Origin of the sequence: Egicoccus sp. AB-alg6-2 (assembly GCF_041821025.1) — a bacterium.
Taxonomy (GTDB): Bacteria; Actinomycetota; Nitriliruptoria; order Nitriliruptorales; family Nitriliruptoraceae; genus Egicoccus.
In genome coordinates this window covers 160,788-178,984 of record NZ_JBGUAY010000007.1, presented here as the reverse complement: position 1 = coordinate 178,984, position 18,197 = coordinate 160,788, and the positions used below count along the sequence as shown (strand labels likewise).

The following is an 18,197-nucleotide window of genomic DNA, read 5'->3' as shown; positions in this document are numbered from 1 at the left end:
GCCGCGGTGGAACGGGGATGCCGGATCGGCGTCCAGGCAGGCTGTGGACGAGCCCTGGGACTACGCCTGCGGCACCACGGCGATTCCGACCGCGCCGGGACCGACATGGGTGCCGACGATGGGGCCCATGAGCGTCTCGAGCCGTTCGGCGACCTCGAGGCGGCCGTCCAGCCGCTCCCACAGCTCGGCGGCCCGCTGCGGCGCGACCGCATGGGCCACGACGGCGTCGACGACGCGACCGCCGGCGTGGTCGACCACGAGGTCGGCGACCCGGTCCAGCGCCCGCTGCCACGTGCGCGTGCGTTCGCGCACCTCGACGCGGCCCTCGTTGACCTCGAGGACGGGTTTCACGCGCAGGACGTTGCCCACCGCGGCCTGGGCACCGGTCAGGCGGCCCCCGCGCTTCAGGTGGGCGAGGTCGTCGACGACGAGCAGGCTCAGGGCACCGTCGCGGACGGTCTCGGCGGCGGCGACGACCTCGGTGACACCGCCCCCCGCGGTGGCGACGCGGTGCGCCCGCAACGCGGCGAGGCCGAGTGCCCCACCCACGAGTCGGCTGTCGAGCACCTCGACCGGCAGACCGGCGCTCGCGCCTCGGTGGCGGGCCAGGGCGACCGTCCCCGACAGGGCCGCGGAGACGTGGACGGACACGACCGCGTCGTGGTCGTCGTCGAGGCAGTCGCCGTAGGCCTCCTCGAACCACGCCGGCGCCGGCTGGGAGGTCGTCGGCAGCCGCGCCTCGGCGGCGAGCCGCTCGTAGAACTCCTCGTGCGAGATCGTGACCCCCGAGATCAGGGTCTCGTCCCCGAAGGTCACCGACAGCGGCACGACGCGGATGCCCAGCCGCTCCACGAGTTCGAGCGGCAGGTCGCACGTCGAGTCGGTCACCACCGCGACACCTCGACCCACCGCACACCTTCCCGTCCTGCGGCAGCCTACGAGACCGTGCCGGGCACGCGGCGGAGCGACGTCAGGCCCGCACCGCCGGGACGGTCCTGCCACGGGCGCCGAGGTGCTCCCGGACCAGCCGACCGACCTCCTCCGGCCGTTCGAGGTGCAGGAAGTGACCAGCGTCGTCGAGGATCATCACCTTCGACGCCGGGTGGGGCAGGCGGCCTTCAGCACGCTCGGCCCATTCGACGCCGACGCAGCCGTCCTGCCGGCCGTGCAGCACCAGGTGCGGTTGCGGCGGCAGCGAAACGCGGTGCGACAGCGCCCGCCGGGAGACCACCGCCGGCGCGAAGCCGCGGTAGTAGGCCAGCATCGCCCGCGGTGCCCCCGGCGTGCGCAGCATCTGCTGGAGCGGTTCGAGGTCGTCCGGTCCCGGCACGTACCCCGGCGACCAGCGGCGCCACAGTCGCAGGAATCCCTCGGCGTCGCCGGCCATCAACCGGTGCTCCGCTCCCGGGACCAGCGCCGCCATGGCGTGGCGCGAACGCAGGACCTGACGGCGGTCGCCGACGGCACCGAGCAGGATGCGTTCGGGCGGGACCGCCAGGGTGACCAGGCGGCGCCACCGCTCGGGCGCCGCTGCGGCGGCGCGCATGGCGGCGACGGCACCCCAGTCGTGGCCGACCAGGACCGCGTCGCGGTCACCGCCCAGGGCGCGGTGCAGCGCGTTGACGTCGGCGGCCAGGGTGTCCGGGGCGATGCGCCGCTCACGGGGCAGCTCGGTCGGTGGGTAGCCGCGCAGCCACGGCGCGACGGCACGGAAGCCAACCTCGGCCAGCGTTGGCATGAGGTGACGCCATGTCGCGGGGGTGTCGGGGAAGCCGTGCAGGCACAGCGCGAGCGGCCCGTCGCTCGGCCCCTGCTCGACGTAGGCGAAGGCGAGGCCGTTCGCCCGCACGAAACGCGGCTCCACCTGCTCTCCCCGGTCCGACCGTGCGTGTGAAATCACGCTACCGGCCGGATCGTGACCCGCCGGCCGCGGCCAGTGGCCCGTGGCCCCGGCCGACGCCGGCCGCGCGACACCGGCCGGGGAGGTTCAGACGACGAGGTTGACGAGCTTGCCGGGCACGACGATCACCTTACGGACCTCGCCGCCGAGCTGGTCGGCGACGGTCGCGCGGGCGGCCGCCTCCGTGACCTGCTGGTCGGCGCCGGTGGGCACGGTGACGCGGCCACGCACCTTGCCGTTGACCTGCACCACGATGGTGACCTCGTCCTCGACCAGCAGCGAGGTGTCGGCCTGCGGCCACGACTGCCGATGGATGGAGTCGGTGTGCCCGAGGCGCGACCACAGTTCCTCGGTGATGAACGGGCAGATCGGCGCGAGCAGCGTCAGGAGCGTCTCGAGGGCGTCCCGGACGGCCGGACCGTGCGCTCCCCCACGGGTGGCGTCGAGCACGGCGTTGGTCAGCGACATCAGCTTGGCGATGACCGTGTTGTACTTGCGGGCCTCGTAGTCCTCGCTCACACCCACGATGGCCGCCGCGGTCGCCTTGCGCAGGGCCGCCACCGCGTCGTCGGTTCCCGGTCGGCCGAGCCCGGCCTCCTCGCGGGCGATGTGCTCGACGCTGAGGCGCCACACACGCGAGAGCCACTTGTGCATCCCGCCGGGGGACACGTCGGCCCAGTCGATGTCGTCCTCGGGCGGCGAGGCGAACAGCATGGTGCCGCGCAGCACGTCGGCGCCGTAGGTCTCGTAGACCTCGCCGGGCACGACGAGGTTGCCCTTCGACTTCGACATCGAGGCGCCGCCCAGGATGACCTGCCCCTGGCTCAACAGGGCCTGGAACGGCTCGTCGGCCTGCACCAGGCCCCGGTCGCGCATGGCCTTGACCACGAACCGGGCGTAGAGCAGGTGCAGCACGGCGTGCTCGACGCCACCGGTGTACTGGTCGGCGGGCAGCCATCGGCCGGCCTCGTCGACCGGCCAGGCGGCGGTGTCGCTGTGGGGGTCGAGATAACGCAGGAAGTACCACGACGAGTCGACGAAGGTGTCCATGGTGTCGGTGTCGCGCACGGCGTCCTGCGACCCGCACGACGGGCAGCTGACGTCGTGCTTCCACGTCGGATGCATCGCCAGCGGCGAGCCCGTCACCTGAAAGTCGAGGTCGTCCGGCAGCCGCACCGGCAGCTGGTCCTCGGGGACGGCCACCTCGCCGCACGCCGGGCAGTGGATGATCGGGATCGGCGCGCCCCAGGAGCGCTGCCGCGAGATCAGCCAGTCGCGCAGACGGTAGTTGACGGTCGCCTTGGCGAGGCCCCGAGCCTCGAGGTCGGCGGTGATCCGCTGCTTCGTCTCGCGCCAGTCGAGGCCGTCGTAGTCCCCGGAGTTGACGGTGCGGCCGTCGCCTGCATACGCCTCGGTCATGGTGGCGCCGTCGCGCCCGTGGCCACCCGATCCGAGGTCGCTGCCGTCGTCGGGGGCGACGACGACCCGCACCTCGAGGCCCTCCTGGCGGGCGAAGTCGAAGTCGCGCTGGTCGTGGGCGGGCACGGCCATGATGGCGCCGGTGCCGTAGTCCATGAGCACGTAGTCGGCCGCGTAGGCGGGGATGACCTCGCCCGTGGCCGGGTTGATCATGTCGAAGTTGAGCCGCAGGCCCCGCTTGGCCCGGTTGGCGCCCTTCTCGAGGCTGGAGTCGAAGCCTGCCTGCCGTTCGATCTCGGACTTGCGGGACACGGCGTCCATGAAGACGCGGTAGTCGGGGTCGTCGCCCATCCGCGCCGCGACGAGTGGGTGTTCGGGCGAGAACACGAAGTAGGTCGCGCCGTAGAGCGTGTCGGGACGGGTGGTGTAGACCACGACCTCCTCGCCGGCGGCGCCGCCGTCGGGCTCGGCGGTGCGGAACGTGACCTCGGCGCCCTCGGAGCGGCCGATCCAGTTGCGCTGCAGCGTCTTGACGCGCTCCGGCCAGTCCAGCGAGGGCAGGGCGTCGAGCAGCTCGTCGGCGTAGTCGGTGATCCGGAAGAACCACTGCGTCAGGGGCTTGCGCACGACGACGGTCCCGCAACGTTCGCAGGCACCGTCGACCACCTGCTCGTTGGCGAGCACCGTCTGGCAGCCCTCGCACCAGTTGACCGCGGCCCCCCGGCGGTAGGCGAGCCCGGCGTCGAACAGCTGCAGGAACAGCCACTGGGTCCAGCGGTAGTACTCCGGGTCGCACGTGTGCAGCACCCGGTCCCAGTCGAACGAGTAGCCGAGCCGCACGATCGTGGCGCGCTGCTCGGCGATGTTGGCGTAGGTCCACTTCGCCGGGTCGGCGCCACGGTTGCGGGCGGCGTTCTCCGCCGGCAGGCCGAACGCGTCCCAGCCGATGGGGTTGAGCACCGTGCGGCCGGTCATGCGCAGGTGCCGGACCAGCGTGTCGTGGATCGAGAAGATCTCGGCGTGCCCCATGTGCAGGTCACCGCTGGGGTACGGGAACATCGTCAGCGCGTAGAAACCGTCGGTCTGCGTGTTCGCGTCCAACGGCAGCGAGTACACGCGCTCGTCGTGCCACCGTGCCGCCAGCTCGGGCTCGAAGGAGAGCGGGTCGTAGCGCTCGACCTCGTCGCCGGTCGGGGTCGCCTGCCCGTCGCTCACGGACCACTCCTCAGTCGGACTTCGATGGGAACACCGGACGTGAAAACCCCCGTGGCGGGGGCCGCACGAGCGTAGCCGTCACCGGTTGCCGCTCTCACCCGGCCTGCCGCGGTGCTGCCCGGGCGACGCCGGCACCGGTTCGACCGGCCTGCCGACACCGTGTACATTGCGCCGCCGCACGGCACGCTTCGGCGTGACGCGCGCCTCGGGCCGGTAGCGCAGTCCGGCAGCGCACCTCCATGGCATGGAGGGGGTCGTGGGTTCAAATCCCATCCGGTCCACCTGAGCGCGAACTCGCCCCCGTCAGCATCGCTGGCGGGGGCGAGTTCGTGTCCGGGCGGAGCGCGGTCGTCCCGTGGTTCGGTTCATGGTCGGTCCGGCAGGCCCAGACGGCCCCAGCGCCTCAGCACGAGCCAGCCGAGGGCGGCGAGGAGCAGGCCGATGGCGAAGTAGCTCCAGTTGTAGATGCCGGGATTGGCGGCGCCCTGTCGGATGTCGTGCAGGCCGAGCAGTTCGTGGAAGACGAGCTGGTCGACGACATGGAACGCGCCCCAGCCGATCAGTGTCAGCCCGGCCAGGCCGGCCAGGTCGGCGGTGGCCCGGTCCCGGCGTTCCCAGCCGCGCCAGAGCACGACGACGCCGATCACCAGGACCACCGTGGTCGACAGGTGGAAGACGCCGTCCCAGAACAGGTTCGCCTCGAGGGCGGCCCGGTCGTCGGGCGGGACCCGCGCGCTGACGAGGTGGTGCCACTGCAGCAGCTGGTGCAACACGATGCCGTCGGTCAGTCCCCCGAGCCCGAACCCGAAGGTCGACGCGCCCAGCACGACCGAACGCACTTCCGGCCGTGCGCCCATGCGTCCCTCGTCGTCGGTGGGTGCGCCGCGCCCGCCAGCGACGGGCCGGCGGGCGCGGGCGGGTCGGTCTCAGGCCTGGCGACCCTCGTGGTCCTCGGGCCGCGTGTCGGCGGCGTACGCGCCACGCTCACCGATCGGCTTCGGTTGCCCGACCGTGGTGTCGTTGGTGGTCTGGCGTTCCTGCTCGGCGTTGATCTCCGCACCGAGCAGCACGATGAAGGCGGTCAGGTACAGCCACAACATCAGCACGATGATGCCGGCGAAGGCGCCGTAGGTCTCACCGAAGCTGCCGAAGTTCTCCACGTACAGGGTGAAGATCGCCGATCCGATCAGCCACAGGACCGTGGCGACGACCGCACCGACGGTGACCCACTTCAACTGCGGGTCGTCGCGGTCGGGTGCGACCTTGTAGATGAATGCGAGCCCACCGATGACCAGCAGGGCCAGCAGCGGCCACTGCCCGATGCGGACCGCCAGCTCCCCGGCGCGTCCGAGGCCGAGCTGGTCGGCGACGGCGGGCAGGACGGCGATCAGACCGAGCGTGACCAGCAGGAAGATGATGCCGCCGAAGGTCAGACCGAGCGCCAAACCGCGCTTCTTGGGGAACTTGCGCCGGTCGACCTCGTTGTAGGCCGCGTTGACGCCCTCCATGAGGCCGGCCATGCCGGCCGAGGCGCTCCACAGGGCCAGCAGGATCGAGATGGCCAACGCGAACGACAGTGCCCCCGTGCCGCCCTCGGCGACCTGGGTCATCTGCCCTTCGATGAGGCTGGCCGCGTCGGCGGGCAGGTAGCCCGTCAGGCCCTCCATCTGCTGCTCGATCTGCTGGGGGTCGGCGACCAGACCCCAGATGCTGATGGCGGCGATGATCGTCGGGAACAGCGCCAGCAGGCCCTTGAAGGCCACCCCGGCCGCGAGCAACGACACGTGGTCGTTCTTCAGCTCGGTCACGACCCGCTTGCCAACTGCCTTCCACCCGCTGGAGGAGATGTCGGTGGGCTGCGCGGCGTCCTGGCCGTCGCGATCCGCGCTCCGCCGCTGGCCACCCTGCGACGCACGGGCCTCCACGGCGCGCTCGTCGGGGTTGCGGACGTCGACGACACGGTCGCTCTTCCTGACGTCGGTCGCGCCGTCGCGCTCGTTGTTGTCGGCGAGTCCCAAGGCGGTTCTCCTGGTTCGGGGCGTGGTCCGGCCCCGCGCGTCGCGGGGCCGGACGGGTGTGGCGACGGTCAGCGCTGCTCGCGGACCGTCTCGGCGGAGTCCTTCGCGTGCGCCTGGACCTGTCCGGCCGCGTCCTGGGCCTGCGACTTGGTCTCCTCGACCGCCTGCTGGGCGGTCTGCTTGGTCTCCTCGACCGCCTGCTGGGCGTGCTCCTGCAGCTCGCTCTTGACCTGCTGACCAGCGTCCTGCAGCTGGTGCTTGACGGGCTCCTCGAAGTTGTCGCGGAGCTCGCCGGCCAACTGCTCCTCGGCACGGGTCGCCGGCATCAGCGAACCGAGCAGCGCACCGGCGCCGAACGCGATCAGGCCCGCCGCGAGCGGGTTGCCGCGTGCGGCGGACTCGAGGCGCTGGGGTGCCTGCTGGATCGCGTCACCGGCCTCGCTGAGCGTGCTGCTGGCACTGTCGGCCATGCCCGAGGCGCGGCCCCGGACCTGGTCGGTGTCGGGCGTCGCGCCCATCACGGCGCTCTTGGCGCGGGCGAAGCCGCCGCGCACCTTCTCGGTCTGGCGCTCGCGGATCCGGGTCGGGCTGACGCGGTCCTCGAGCTCGGCCAGGGTGCGGTCCATGTCGGCGCGCGTCCGGGCGATCTCGCGGCGCAGCTGCTCGGGATCCTGGGAGGTCGGGGCGGTGGCGTACTGACTCATGAACTCATCCGATCCGTGATGACCTGCTTGTCCTCTTGCAAGGTCTCGATGGTGGCGTGGGGGGTGAAGTCGACCTGTTCGAACCGCTTCTTCCCGGCCATGGCGAGGCCGGCGGCGATCAGGCCGAACACGATCCCGACGATCAGGAACGCGACGCCGGTCGGGACGACCTCGGCGAGCCCCCAGGCGGCGGCCCACGCGAGCAGCAGCAGCGTCACGAGGCCGGCGACGCCGGCGGCCGCGAACATGCCACTGGCCTTGGCGGCGGTGGTCGCCTCGCGCTTCAACTCGACCTTGGCGAGTTCCACCTCCTGGCGGAACAGCAGGGTCACGTCGTCACCGAGGCGGCTGATCAGGTCGCTCAGCGAGGCGTCGGGCCCGGGTGGGGCCGCCGAGGCGGTCTCGACCCGCAGGTCGTCGACGGCCTCGGAGCCGTGTGGGGTGGTGCTCATCGCTCGTCCCTCCCCGAGGTGAAGAGGTCGTCGTCGGTGGACGGCGACGTGGTGAGGCCGGTCGCGGGGCTCCCCGTGCGGGGCATCGGCGGCACCGGCGGCGTGCCGACGTCCGCACCCGTTCCCAGACCGGCGCCCATACCCGGGGTCGTGGGCCCGGATCCCGGCGTGAGCCCGGCGCCTGCCGTCGTGCCGGTGGGCGAACCGCCCATGCCGGTCGGCGCGGTCGTACCGGTGCTCGGCATCGTGTTCGACATGCCTGCCGAACCGGACTGGTCGTGGCTCTGGGCCGCCTGGGCGCCGCGGGCGAGACGCGACACGGCGAAACCGGCGACGGCGGCACCGAGCAGGAACGCACCCGGCTTGCGGCGGGCGTAGCGCTGCACCTCGTCGATCATGCCGTCGAACCCGAGTTCGTCGACACGGTTGGCGAACTGGTCGACCTGACCGGCGAGACGCTGGGCGTAGTCACCGACCGGACCTGCTTCGTCCACGTCGCCGTTGGCCAGCGCCTTGACCCGGCCACCGAGCGTGCCGATGACGTTGCCGAAGGCGTCGGTCTGCTGTCGCGCCTGCTGGTGCAGTTGGTGCTTGGCATCGGTCGCGAGGTCCTGGACGTGGTGCATCGCCTCGTTGGCGACGGTCCCCGCCTGCTCCTTCGCGGTGCCAGCGACCGCACCGGCCTGCTGCTTCGCGTCCTCGGCGACCTGGCGTCCCTCTTCCTTGGTGAGATCGACGGTCTCTGACGTGCCGCTGTCGGGAGTTGCCCCGTAGGTCTGTGGCTGTGCCACGGTGTCCCTCCGTTCTCGGTGTGGCCGAGCGCCTGTTGCCTCGGCCGGGCATCCAGCAAACGAGGTTTCGGCAGCGTCTGCGGAGCGGGTGGGGTGGCCCGACGTCGGGGGCGGTTGCCCCCTGGCATCGACGGCGCCGCGCCGGGGCCCGCTGGGGTATGGTCGGACGACCACATCGCCGGGCGCGGCGGGCCTCAGAAGCCCGAATTCGCCGTCTCAGCGGCAAGCGGCGGGCAACTGGTCGGGCGAGGGGCTACCTCGTCCAGTTCAGGGCCCCAATCCGCGACGCCGTCGACCGCCGCGTGGTGATTCGCGCACACGAGCCGCACGTTTCCGATGGCCACGGCGGTCCGAATTCGCTGCAGACCGGCCGGTTCCGGCCGACGGGTGCGAGGTCGTTCCGCCGGGTGATCCCACGCCCGCTCCCCCGCTTGCTTCCTCGATCGAGATCCTGCCGTGCCCGACGTCCTCCCACTCGACGTCGCCGCCCTGTGGCAGCTCGCATGGCCCGCCGTGGCCATCGCCCTGCTCCGGGTCGCCGACGTGTCCCTCAACGTGTTCAAGGTCGTGTTCGTCGTCCAGCAGCGACGCTGGCTGGCGGCGGTCACCGCCGGACTCGAGGCCGGCACCTGGCTCGCGGCCGCCGGCATCGTGTTCGCCGACGTCACCCCGGTGCGTGCCGCGGGATTCGTCGTCGGCGTCGCCCTCGGCACGCTGATCGGGGTGCAGTTGACCGGTCACCTGCGGCTCGGGATGGCCACGGTCCGGGTCTACGCCGACGCGACCCGGACGGACGCCGACGGGCACCCGCTGGAGCTCGGCCACGCCATCGCCCGGGCGATCCATGCCGCCGGGTTCGGCGCCACGGTGTTCCGCGGCACCGGCTACAAGGGCGACGTCGACATGGTCCTGGCCACGGTGCGCCGCCGCGACGCCGACCACGTGCTCGCGATCGCACGCGACGTGGACGCCAGCTCGTTCGCCGCGATCGACAACGCCGTGCACCCCGCCCCCGTGCCGGGCGGATCACCCAGCGGACGGGTCTGATCAGGCGCCGACGGCGGGTCGCCAGCCGACACGGAGTTCGACGGGCAGGTGCGCGACCTCGTTCCAGCGCTCGAGCACGACCCGCGGGCCCTGCCAGGCCACCAGCTCGGTGACCGAGGCGTTGTGCACGGTGCCGAGCGTCCCGACAGGGAGCCCGAGCAGGGCGTGGCTGCCGTGCCAGATCGGTCCCCCGTGGGTCACCGCGATGGTGACTCCGCCCTCGTCGGTGCCGGCGAGCAGCTCGCGCAGCAGCGGTTCGACCCGGGCGAGAAAGACGCCGTCGGGCTCGCCGCCCACCTCGGCCAGCACGTCGTCGTCGTGGTCGCGCCATCGGCGCCACCGGGCCGGGTCGAGGCGCTCGACCTCGTCGCGCGTTCGACCTTCCCAGTCACCGAAGCTGCGTTCACGCAGACGGGGATCGACGACCGGGTCGATCGAGAGCGCGTCCAGCAGCGGTTGCGCGGTCTGTCGGCAGCGCCGGAGGTCGGAGACGACGACCCTGGCGGTCGGGTAGGCGTTCGCGAGGGCGCCCCCGACCTGGCGTGCCTGGGTCATGCCGCGGTCGGACAGTCCGGCGCACTGCTGGCCCTGGATCCGGCTGGCCGCGTTCCAGTTGGACTCGCCGTGGCGGACCAGGACCAGACGCCTCACACGTCCTCGCGGTGGCTGCCGGCACCGATCGGCGCCGGCGCTCCGCCGAGGCGCTCACCCGTCCGCGGGTCCCGCCGTGGCACGTCGGCCCAGAGCTTGTCGAGGGCGTAGAAGTCGCGCTCCTCGGTGGAGAACAGGTGGCAGACCAGGTCGCCGTAGTCGAGGACCAGCCAGCCTCCTTCGGCGGTGCCTTCGCGGCGGAGGGGCTTGCGGTCGTGGTCGAGCTGCAGGCGCCGCTCCACCGCGTCGGACACGGCCTTGAGCTGCCGGTCGCTGGCCGTGCTGACCAGCAGGAAGACGTCGACCAGCGCGAGCAGGTCGGCCACCTCGAGGATGGTCAGGTCGGTGGCCTTGAGGTCGTCGGCCGCATCGGCGGCGGCGACGGCGAGCGCGACGGCTTCGTCGGTTGCAGGCACGGGCGAGCTCTTCTTCGTCGGGTGGTGCAGGAAGGTCCCCGCGGCGGCGCGGACCCGGACAGGGAACCACAGCGGCGCGTGCCGTGCGAGGCCGCCGACGTCCTACCGCGAGGCGGTGTCGGCGGCGTAGTCCGCCCCGACGACCACCGTGAGGTCGATCCCCTCGGGTGCCGCCGCGACGCGTTCGATCACCCCGAGACCGAGCAGGTCGCGCAGGTCGGCGGCGGCGGCGACGACCTCCGGTGCGTCGCGATGCACCAGGATGCGCGTGCTCTCCGCGCCCTCGCCCCGCGCCGGGCCGGCGAAGGTCGAGAATCCGCCGGGGGCGGCCAGTTCGGCCACCTCGACGGCCAGGTCCGGCCGGCCGCTGTGGTCGACGACGCGGACCACCAGTTCGCGCTGGCGTGACACCTCGGTCGGGCTGGCCGAGGTCGCGGCCCGCGTGGTCGTGAGCTCGGCCGGCAGGACGAAACGCCCGGTCGCCGTCGCCACGACCGCCATCAGTGCCAGCGCGGCCAGGAGTACGGCAAGCGCCGTCGCCAACCGCAGCAGCGGTGAGCGCCCGCGACGTTCCGCCTGTCGCTGGAGTCGCTGCAGCCGGCGTCGGCGCGCGGCGGACATCGTCCGCCGGGCTGGTTTCGCGCCCCGCTGCTTCACCACTCGACTCCGTACAGGCGTTGTTCTCGCACGTACCTGTCGACACGATCGGGAACGAGGTAACGGGTCGCGCGCCCCGCGGCGTACCGGTCGCGCAACTCGGTCGACGACACCGCCACGGCGGGCACCGCCAGGCGCTCGACGCCCGCGGAACCGGCGAGGTGCAGGTCGTGCCCCGGGCGCGTGACGACCACGAAGCGCGCCAGGGGACGGGCGTCGTCGATGCGGTGCCACTCCCCCATGCGCGCGGTCGCGTCGGCCCCGAGCAGGAAGCACCACTCGGTGTGGGGCTCGCTGGCGTGCAGTTCCTCGAGGGTGTCGACGGTGTAGGTCGGCCCCGCACGGCGGGTCTCGCGGGCGTCGACGGTGAGGAAGCGGTCCTCGACGGTGGCCAGCCGCGCCATCTCGACCCGGTGGCGGGCCGGCGTGACGACGGGTTTCATCCACGGGTCGCCGGCGACCAGCAGCCGTACCTCGTCCAGCTCGAGGTCGATCCGCGCCGATTCGGCGACGACCAGGTGCCCGAGGTGTGGCGGATCGAAGGTCCCACCGAGCAGCCCGACGCGGCGCAGCATGCTCAACCGTTCCCGGTGGCGGCTTGGAACCGGAACCGCAGCTGCTCCCGTACGTCGCCCGGCAGCGCCGGCAGCTCGTCACGCGGCACCGAGTAGGTGGCGAGGTCGAACAGGTCGGTGAAGACCCGGTGGCGACGCGCGGCCGCCTCGAGGTACTCGTGTCCGGAGGTTCCGCCCGTGCCGATGCGTCCCCCGATGGTGCGGTGGACGAGCTGGGCATGGGCGTTGCGGAACGCGTTGAAGCCGATGTCGAGGTCGACCAGGGTGCGCAGCAGCCGGTGGGGGGTGTGGAAGGCGGGCTCGTCGCGGTAGAGCGAGATGAGCAGGGCCGCCAGGAAGGCCTCGTGCGACAGGCGGCGCTTGCCCTGGGCGCGCAGTTCCTCCCAGCGATCGCGGTCGAACAGGGTCGCGAAGGTCTCGACCGTGGTCTCGAAGGCGTCCAGCTGCTGTTGGCGGCTCACCTCGTCCAGGCTGGCGTTGGAGGCGATCAGGGCGCGGTCACGTTCGATCATGGCCGTGACCGCGTCGCGGTAGGCGGACCAGAAGTCGAAGTCGCCGAAGCGCAGGAACGGGGTGCGGGCCAACCAGGCGTCCAGGGCACCCAGCAGGGTCGGCTCGGATTCGGAGGCGGCGACCCGCTCGGCGTGTTCGCGCGACAGGCGCGACGTGTAGTGGGATCCCTGGATCTTCATCCGCTTGGCCGGGTCGAGGCCGAGGCGGTTCTCGACGAGGCGGAACTGCAGCGACTGGAACCCGCTGGCGGGGATGAGCAGGTCGCGGAAGTCCAGGAAGTCCAGCGGTGTCATCGTCTCGAGGACCGCGAACTGCTGGACGAGCAGCGGCTGGATCTCCTTGATGCGCTCGAGGCGGTGGAGCACCTGCCCCATCTCGCGTTCGTCGACGGGCGCGGCGGCCAGCGTGTCGACGACCGCGTCGAGTTCCCACAGGATCTGCTTGAACCACAGCTCGAAGGCCTGGTGGGTGACGATGAACAACATCTCGTCGTGCGCCGGGGCTCCGCCGTCCTCGATCGACGCGAGCCGCTGCGCGCCGAGCAGGTCATCGAGTCCGAGGTAGTCCCAGTAGTAGCGCACCGATCCGACTCTCCCGCTGGACGAGGATCCGGATCGCGACGCTATCGCGTGGGGGTCGCTGGCCGGTGCCGAGCCGCGAGCCGATCACTCAGTCGCGTCCCACGATGGCGGTGACGGCGACGGCCCCCGCGACGAGCACGCCGGCGAGCGCGACCCACAGCCACGCCGGCGGATGCAGGCCGCCGTCGTCGCCCTCCCCGGAAGCCGCCGGCACCACACTGATGCGCTCCGACCCGACCGTGAGCACGACGCCGGGTGCCGGTTCGTCCAGCTGTGCCACCAGCCCGTCGACCTCGTCGGGCGCGACCGGGGTGATCGGTTCGCAGCCCATGATCGCGTTCGGCTCGTGCCGGATCGGGACGAAGTAGGTCGTGCCGACCTCGAAGGGATAGCCCGACATCCACCCGGGGTCGGACATCTCGATCCGAACCGACTCGGCCCCGACGTCGCCGTAGGTCGCGTGCACCTCGAGATGGACGGTCGTGGCTCCGTGGGTCGCGCTGCCCTCGCGCTCGTCGGTGTCGACGTCGGTGACCGTGCCGAGCACCGCCCCGCGGTAGTCCTCGTCGAAGTCACGCAGCGTTCCCAAGCGCTCCTCCCCCGCCAGGATCGCCGCCGCCGACGCATCCTCGTGCCCCACACACGACAGCGCCGTCGCAGGGCTCGCCGCAACCAGCACGACCAGCGCGACTCCCACCGCCAGCACCGCCCACCGAACCGTCACCACGGCAACACACCTCCACGGGCCCGTCCCCCGTGGGACGTCGGCGACCCGACCCCGGTTCCCCGCCGACGAGCTAGGCGATCCGCTCGACGAACGCGGCCAGCTGCTTGAGGTTGCGCACCTCCACCATGTCCTCGACGAAGCGCGCGTACGACGAGGAGATCGAGTCGCCGGTGTCCCAGAACTGGATCGGTTCGGGATTGAGCCAGTACAGGCGGCGAGCCCGCCGGGCGAGATCCTGCAGCACCCAGGCATTGGCCTGGCGGTAGTTGTTGCGCGCGTCGCCGAGGATGATGACGGTGGAGCGGGGGGTGAGGTCGCGGGCGTACTCGGCGTGGAAGCGCTCGAGGGAGTGGCCGTAGTCGGAGTGCCCGTCGAGCCAGACCAGTTCGGCCTCGGACATCATCCGCCGCATCGCGTCTGCGGCGTCGCCCTGTTCGAACAGGGCGGTGACCTCGTCGAGGGTGTCGATGAACGCGAACGAGCGCACCTTGCTGAACTGTTCCTGCAGCGCGTGGACGAACATCAGGGTGAACCGGGCGAACGAGGCCACCGATCCGGAGACGTCGCAGATGAGGAACAGCTCCGGCTTGTGGGGCCGGCGCGGCTTGAACTTCGGGTCGAACGGCACCCCGCCGGTGGCCAGCGACTGGCGCACCGTGCGCCGCACGTCGAGCCGGCCATCCTTGCCGTGCCGCCGCTTCACCGACACGCGGGTGGCCAGCTTGCGCGCGAGCGGCCGGATCTGGGCCCGGAGCTGGGCCTGGTCCTCGGCGGAGAGGTGGAAGAAGTCGAGTTCCTCGACGGGCGGACGCGTCATGCGGTCGGCAACCTGGTCGAGGCCGCGTTGGGCGGCCGCACGACGCCGGATCTCGGCTTCGACCTCCTGCTGGAAGGTGCGCAGCCTGGCCTCGAACTCGTCCCGGTACAGCCGCTCCTGCAGGGGGGTGAGTTGGCCTTCGTCGTCGACGGCACGGCCGAGCATGTCCCGCAGGAGCTGTTGCAGGTCGACGGCGCGGAACACCTTGTACTGGAAGTAGGACACGCCGCCGTCCCGCCCCTCGACCCTGCCGAACTGGTCGACGGCGAGACGGGCCATGCGCCGGACCGCCTCGTCGCCGCCCTCCATCAGTTCGTCGAGCAGGTCCTGGAGGTAGTCGTCGGGATCGGTCTCGTCGGCCGGTTCGTCGGTGACCGGCGGGGTGTCGTCCGCGGCCGCCTTCCGTGCCGGGAAGTACAGCTCGAACAGGTCGTCGAAGGCGCGTCGCTGGGTCTGGGAGGTGACCGTCACGGCGGCCAGCGCCTCACGTAGCTGGGTGCGTTCGAGCAGGTCGAGATGGGGCAGGGTCCGCACCGCGTCGATCGCCTCGGACTGCGTGGGGCCGACGCCGGCACGGCGCAGCGCCTGCACGAAGTCCAGCACCCGCTGGAGGAAGCCGTTGAGCGGCGGCGGGCCCTCGGCCAACACGTGTGCGACACGCTCGTCCACGACTGCCTCCCGGTCCGTGTCCAGCCTACGGAGCGGCGAACACCACGGCAGCCGCACCGTCACCACTGGCCACGAGCAGGACCGTGGCCCCGTCGACGACGACGGCGTCGACGAGCAGTGCCGGCTCGACGTCGTGGGCCAGCAGCGTCAGCTCGTCGGCCCCCGCGACGACCAGGCCACGCCCCACGGTTGCCAGTACCTCTTCGCCGCCGGGGACCACGGCGCCCCGACCGTCGAAGCCGCTGCCGTCGGGATCGGGCTGTCCGGCGCTGCCGCGGTCGCTGCCGTCGTCGGCCTCGCGAATCACCACGTCGATGTGGTCGCCGCGGTCGAGCAACACCGTGACCGCGTCGGCGTCGACGTGCGCGGCGACGGGCACGGAACCGTGCACGTCGGTGGCCCAGCGCATGGCGCCGTCCGCGGCGTCCATGGCGACCAGGGTCGATCGGCCGCGGTCGTCGTCGCGCGAGAGTGACACCAGCACCGTGTCGCCGCCGACGGCGACCACCTCCGCCCACACGGGGGTGTCGCCGTCGGGCGCGACCTCGGCCACCGCGTCGAGTTCGACGCTCCAACGGAGCTGGCCGCCGTCGCGCGTGAAGGCGCTCAGGATCGGCGCGGTGTCGTCGAGGGTGGCCCGCCGGCCGACGACGACGAGGTCGAGGCCCATGGCCCCGTCGAGGCGCGCGCCGCTGACGCCGGGTGGGATCGCCGGTGTGTCGAGATCGGCGATCCAGACCTGGCCCTGCTGTGCGTCCCGGAGTTCGACCGTCGGGACGTCGCCGTCCTCCTCGACCCGGAACAGCAGCAACTGCCCCTCACCGGCGGCGAGCAGGAAGGCGAAGGGGGTGGCGACGGTGGCGGTGTCGAAACAGTCGCCACCCTCGAGACGCACGTCCAACGGCATGACCGCGTCGGTCTGACCGGTGCCGGGATTGGTCAGGGCGAGCGAGTAGAGGGTCGCGCCGTCGCCGACGACCGTTCCGTCCCCGACGTCGGCCGTCGCGCGGACGTCGGCTGCGGGGACGCCGAACACGGTGGTGGTGGCGCCGGTCGCCGCCACGAGCCCGGACCCCGGACCCCCGGCCGGCGAGAGGCCCTCCGCACCTGACACGTCGAGCGCACCGGCGAGCGGGCCGAGCCGGTCGGCGAGCGGACCACGCAGGTACTCGGTCAGCGCCAGCCGCTCGTCGTCGAACAGGTCCGGGAGCGCTTCTGCGAGCACACGGTCGACGTCCTCGCCGGCGGCGCGGGGCAACACGGGGTCGGGGCCGATGCGCCCGCAGGCCGAACGCGTGAAGAAGGCCGCGGTGACCGCCCCGACGAGCATCAGGACCACCATGGAGACGGCCCCGATGACCAGCACGCGCCGGTCGGCGGACAGCGGGTCGTCGCTGTGGCCGCGGACCGGGTCGAGGTCCGGGGGAACCGGGGAGTCAGTCACCTGGCGCGCGCCCTCAGTTCATCTCGGGACGTGGCGGCAGGCGCAGGTGCCCGACGGCCTTCTCGACGTCCTGCTGGTACTTGAGCAGCACGTTCATGGTGCTGCGTGCGACGGGCTCGTCGACGGTGTCGAAGCCGAGCTCGAGCAGGGTGCGGGCCCAGTCGAGGGTCTCGGAGATCGACGGCGGCTTCTTCAGCTCGAGCTGTCGCAGGCTCCGGACGATCCGGACGAGCTGGTCCGCGAGGTGCTCGGGTGCCTCGGGTACGCGGGAGAGCACGATCTGCTTCTCGCGCTCGACCGACGGGTAGTCGAGGTGGAGGTAGAGACAGCGCCGCTTGAGCGCTTCGGACAGCTCGCGGGTGTTGTTGGACGTGAGCACCACGAAGGGGTGTCGCGTGCCCTTCACCGTCCCGAGTTCGGGAATCGTGACCTGGAAGTCCGAGAGGATCTCGAGCAGGAGGGCCTCGAACTCGAAGTCGACCTTGTCGACCTCGTCGATCAGGAGCACGACGTCACCGGGATGGCGGAGCGCACGCAGCAGCGGGCGCTCCAGCAGGTAGTCCTCGCCGAACAGGTCGTCCTCGACGGCGTCCCAACTCGCGCTGCCGTTCCCGCCGTCGCCGCCGCGCGCGTGGGTGATCCGCAGCAGCTGCTTCTTGTAGTTCCACTCGTACAGCGCCTTGGCCTCGTCGAGGCCCTCGTAGCACTGCAGGCGGATCAGCTCGGCGCCGCGCGCCTCGGCCACCGCCTTGGCGAGCTCGGTCTTGCCGACGCCGGCCGGGCCTTCGACCAGCACCGGCTTGCGCAGCCGCTCGGCCAGGTAGGTCACGGTCTCGATCGCGTCGTCCGGCAGGTAGCCGACGGCCGACAACCGCTCGCGGACGTCGACGACGCCGCTGAACTCGCTCGGGGAGGTGGGCACCACGGGGCCATTCGCTACGGCGGGAGGAGCCGGCCACCAGGGCCGGCGGAAGCAGGCGATCGCCCCGCAGGCTACGGCAGGTCGGTCACGGCCCACCAACCGGATCCGCCCCCCGCCCGGCGTGCTTCACCGGGAGGCCGCGGCGGGTGCGGGATGTGCCCACAGATGCGCCAGCAGCGCCGGCACCACCTCACCGTCGACGTGCACGGGTGGAAGGTCGTGTCCCATTCCCGCCACCACCTCGAGCCGGGCACCCGCCACCGCTCGGGCGGTGGCCTCGCCGCCGGAGACGTCGATGAGTGGATCGCGGTCGCCGTGCACCACCAGGGTCGGCAGCTGGACGGCGGCCAGTCGGGCGGTGCGGTCGCCGTCGGCGCGGATCGCCAGGAGCTGCCGGGCCGTGCCGTGCGGGTGCACGCCCCGGTCCCAGCTCACGGCGGCCCGGGCCCGCGCCGCGGCGTCGACCCGGTCCGGGGTGCCGATCGTCGTCGCAACGGCCACGACATGGTCGAGGTAGTCGTCGCGGTCCCGGACGGGGGTCGGCGTGGTCAGCACCCACCTCGCCTGTGGGTGCGTGCGTCCGACGCCGTGACCCCCGGTCGTCGACATGATGGAGGTGAGCGTGGCGACCCGGGCACCGTGGCCGAAGGCGAGGTGCTGGGCGACCATGCCGCCCATC

General features: G+C 72.1%; 19 protein-coding genes and 1 tRNA gene. 2 read left to right on the top strand and 18 right to left on the bottom strand.

Annotated elements, in window-relative coordinates:
• Positions 1–60: 60 nt before the first annotated feature.
• The 3 genes from ACERMF_RS14490 to leuS form a co-directional block, all read right to left on the bottom strand.
• Complete coding sequence (locus ACERMF_RS14490; RefSeq protein ID WP_373669822.1) at positions 61–888, bottom strand: DegV family protein; 828 nt, start codon at positions 886–888, stop codon at positions 61–63.
• Positions 889–970: 82 nt separating this feature from the next.
• Entirely contained in the window at positions 971–1,864 is an 894-nt protein-coding gene (locus tag ACERMF_RS14485; RefSeq protein WP_373669821.1) for an alpha/beta fold hydrolase, read from the bottom strand.
• Between the two features lie 123 nt (positions 1,865–1,987).
• Positions 1,988–4,534, bottom strand: a complete 2,547-nt coding sequence (leuS, locus tag ACERMF_RS14480; protein ID WP_373669820.1) for a leucine--tRNA ligase — start codon at positions 4,532–4,534, stop codon at positions 1,988–1,990.
• 207 nt (positions 4,535–4,741) lie between these two features.
• Between leuS and ACERMF_RS14475 the strand changes: the two genes are divergently transcribed.
• Positions 4,742–4,815, top strand: a tRNA-Ala gene (locus ACERMF_RS14475).
• A gap of 84 nt (positions 4,816–4,899) precedes the next feature.
• On the opposite strand, the gene ACERMF_RS14470 is transcribed toward ACERMF_RS14475, so the two are convergent.
• From ACERMF_RS14470 to ACERMF_RS14450, 5 genes are all read right to left on the bottom strand, one after another.
• On the bottom strand, positions 4,900–5,391 hold the full coding sequence (locus tag ACERMF_RS14470; RefSeq protein WP_373669819.1) for a DUF2243 domain-containing protein: 492 nt from the start codon (positions 5,389–5,391) through the stop codon (positions 4,900–4,902).
• A 69-nt stretch (positions 5,392–5,460) separates the two neighbouring features.
• On the bottom strand, positions 5,461–6,552 hold the full coding sequence (locus tag ACERMF_RS14465; RefSeq protein ID WP_373669818.1) for a YihY/virulence factor BrkB family protein: 1,092 nt from the start codon (positions 6,550–6,552) through the stop codon (positions 5,461–5,463).
• Between the two features lie 68 nt (positions 6,553–6,620).
• Positions 6,621–7,256, bottom strand: coding sequence for a DUF3618 domain-containing protein (locus tag ACERMF_RS14460; protein WP_373669817.1), 636 nt, complete (start codon positions 7,254–7,256; stop codon positions 6,621–6,623).
• Positions 7,253–7,708: a phage holin family protein gene (locus ACERMF_RS14455; protein WP_373669816.1), complete on the bottom strand. Its 456-nt coding sequence runs from the start codon at positions 7,706–7,708 to the stop codon at positions 7,253–7,255. Before ACERMF_RS14455 ends, ACERMF_RS14460 begins: the two co-directional genes overlap by 4 nt.
• Positions 7,705–8,499 carry a hypothetical protein gene (locus ACERMF_RS14450; protein ID WP_373669815.1) on the bottom strand — a complete coding sequence of 265 codons (795 nt, stop codon included), beginning with the start codon at positions 8,497–8,499 and terminating at the stop codon, positions 7,705–7,707. The genes ACERMF_RS14455 and ACERMF_RS14450 overlap by 4 nt, the downstream gene beginning before the upstream one ends.
• Before the next feature lie 456 nt (positions 8,500–8,955).
• On the opposite strand from ACERMF_RS14450, the gene ACERMF_RS14445 reads away from it, so the two are divergent.
• A complete protein-coding gene (locus tag ACERMF_RS14445; RefSeq protein ID WP_373669814.1) occupies positions 8,956–9,546 on the top strand; it encodes a DUF5698 domain-containing protein in 591 nt (196 codons plus the stop codon).
• Here ACERMF_RS14445 and ACERMF_RS14440 read toward each other — a convergent pair whose 3' ends face one another.
• The 10 genes from ACERMF_RS14440 to ACERMF_RS14395 form a co-directional block, all read right to left on the bottom strand.
• Positions 9,547–10,197 (bottom strand): histidine phosphatase family protein, encoded by a 651-nt coding sequence (locus ACERMF_RS14440; RefSeq protein ID WP_373669813.1) that lies wholly within the window; start codon positions 10,195–10,197, stop codon positions 9,547–9,549.
• On the bottom strand, positions 10,194–10,613 hold the full coding sequence (rsfS, locus tag ACERMF_RS14435; RefSeq protein ID WP_373669812.1) for a ribosome silencing factor: 420 nt from the start codon (positions 10,611–10,613) through the stop codon (positions 10,194–10,196). The genes ACERMF_RS14440 and rsfS overlap by 4 nt, the downstream gene beginning before the upstream one ends.
• A gap of 102 nt (positions 10,614–10,715) precedes the next feature.
• Positions 10,716–11,234 carry a LytR C-terminal domain-containing protein gene (locus ACERMF_RS14430; RefSeq protein ID WP_373669811.1) on the bottom strand — a complete coding sequence of 173 codons (519 nt, stop codon included), beginning with the start codon at positions 11,232–11,234 and terminating at the stop codon, positions 10,716–10,718.
• Positions 11,235–11,266: 32 nt separating this feature from the next.
• Positions 11,267–11,845: a nicotinate-nucleotide adenylyltransferase gene (nadD, locus tag ACERMF_RS14425; protein ID WP_373669810.1), complete on the bottom strand. Its 579-nt coding sequence runs from the start codon at positions 11,843–11,845 to the stop codon at positions 11,267–11,269.
• Between the two features lie 2 nt (positions 11,846–11,847).
• Positions 11,848–12,939 (bottom strand): tryptophan 2,3-dioxygenase family protein, encoded by a 1,092-nt coding sequence (locus ACERMF_RS14420; protein WP_373669809.1) that lies wholly within the window; start codon positions 12,937–12,939, stop codon positions 11,848–11,850.
• An 88-nt stretch (positions 12,940–13,027) separates the two neighbouring features.
• Positions 13,028–13,666 (bottom strand): hypothetical protein, encoded by a 639-nt coding sequence (locus ACERMF_RS14415; protein WP_373669808.1) that lies wholly within the window; start codon positions 13,664–13,666, stop codon positions 13,028–13,030.
• 70 nt (positions 13,667–13,736) lie between these two features.
• Positions 13,737–15,152 (bottom strand): VWA domain-containing protein, encoded by a 1,416-nt coding sequence (locus ACERMF_RS14410; protein ID WP_373669807.1) that lies wholly within the window; start codon positions 15,150–15,152, stop codon positions 13,737–13,739.
• A gap of 25 nt (positions 15,153–15,177) precedes the next feature.
• A complete protein-coding gene (locus ACERMF_RS14405) occupies positions 15,178–16,596 on the bottom strand; it encodes a hypothetical protein (RefSeq protein WP_373669805.1) in 1,419 nt (472 codons plus the stop codon).
• A gap of 13 nt (positions 16,597–16,609) precedes the next feature.
• Complete coding sequence (locus ACERMF_RS14400; RefSeq protein ID WP_373669804.1) at positions 16,610–17,521, bottom strand: AAA family ATPase; 912 nt, start codon at positions 17,519–17,521, stop codon at positions 16,610–16,612.
• A gap of 123 nt (positions 17,522–17,644) precedes the next feature.
• Complete coding sequence (locus ACERMF_RS14395; protein ID WP_373669803.1) at positions 17,645–18,187, bottom strand: alpha/beta fold hydrolase; 543 nt, start codon at positions 18,185–18,187, stop codon at positions 17,645–17,647.
• Positions 18,188–18,197: the final 10 nt, after the last annotated feature.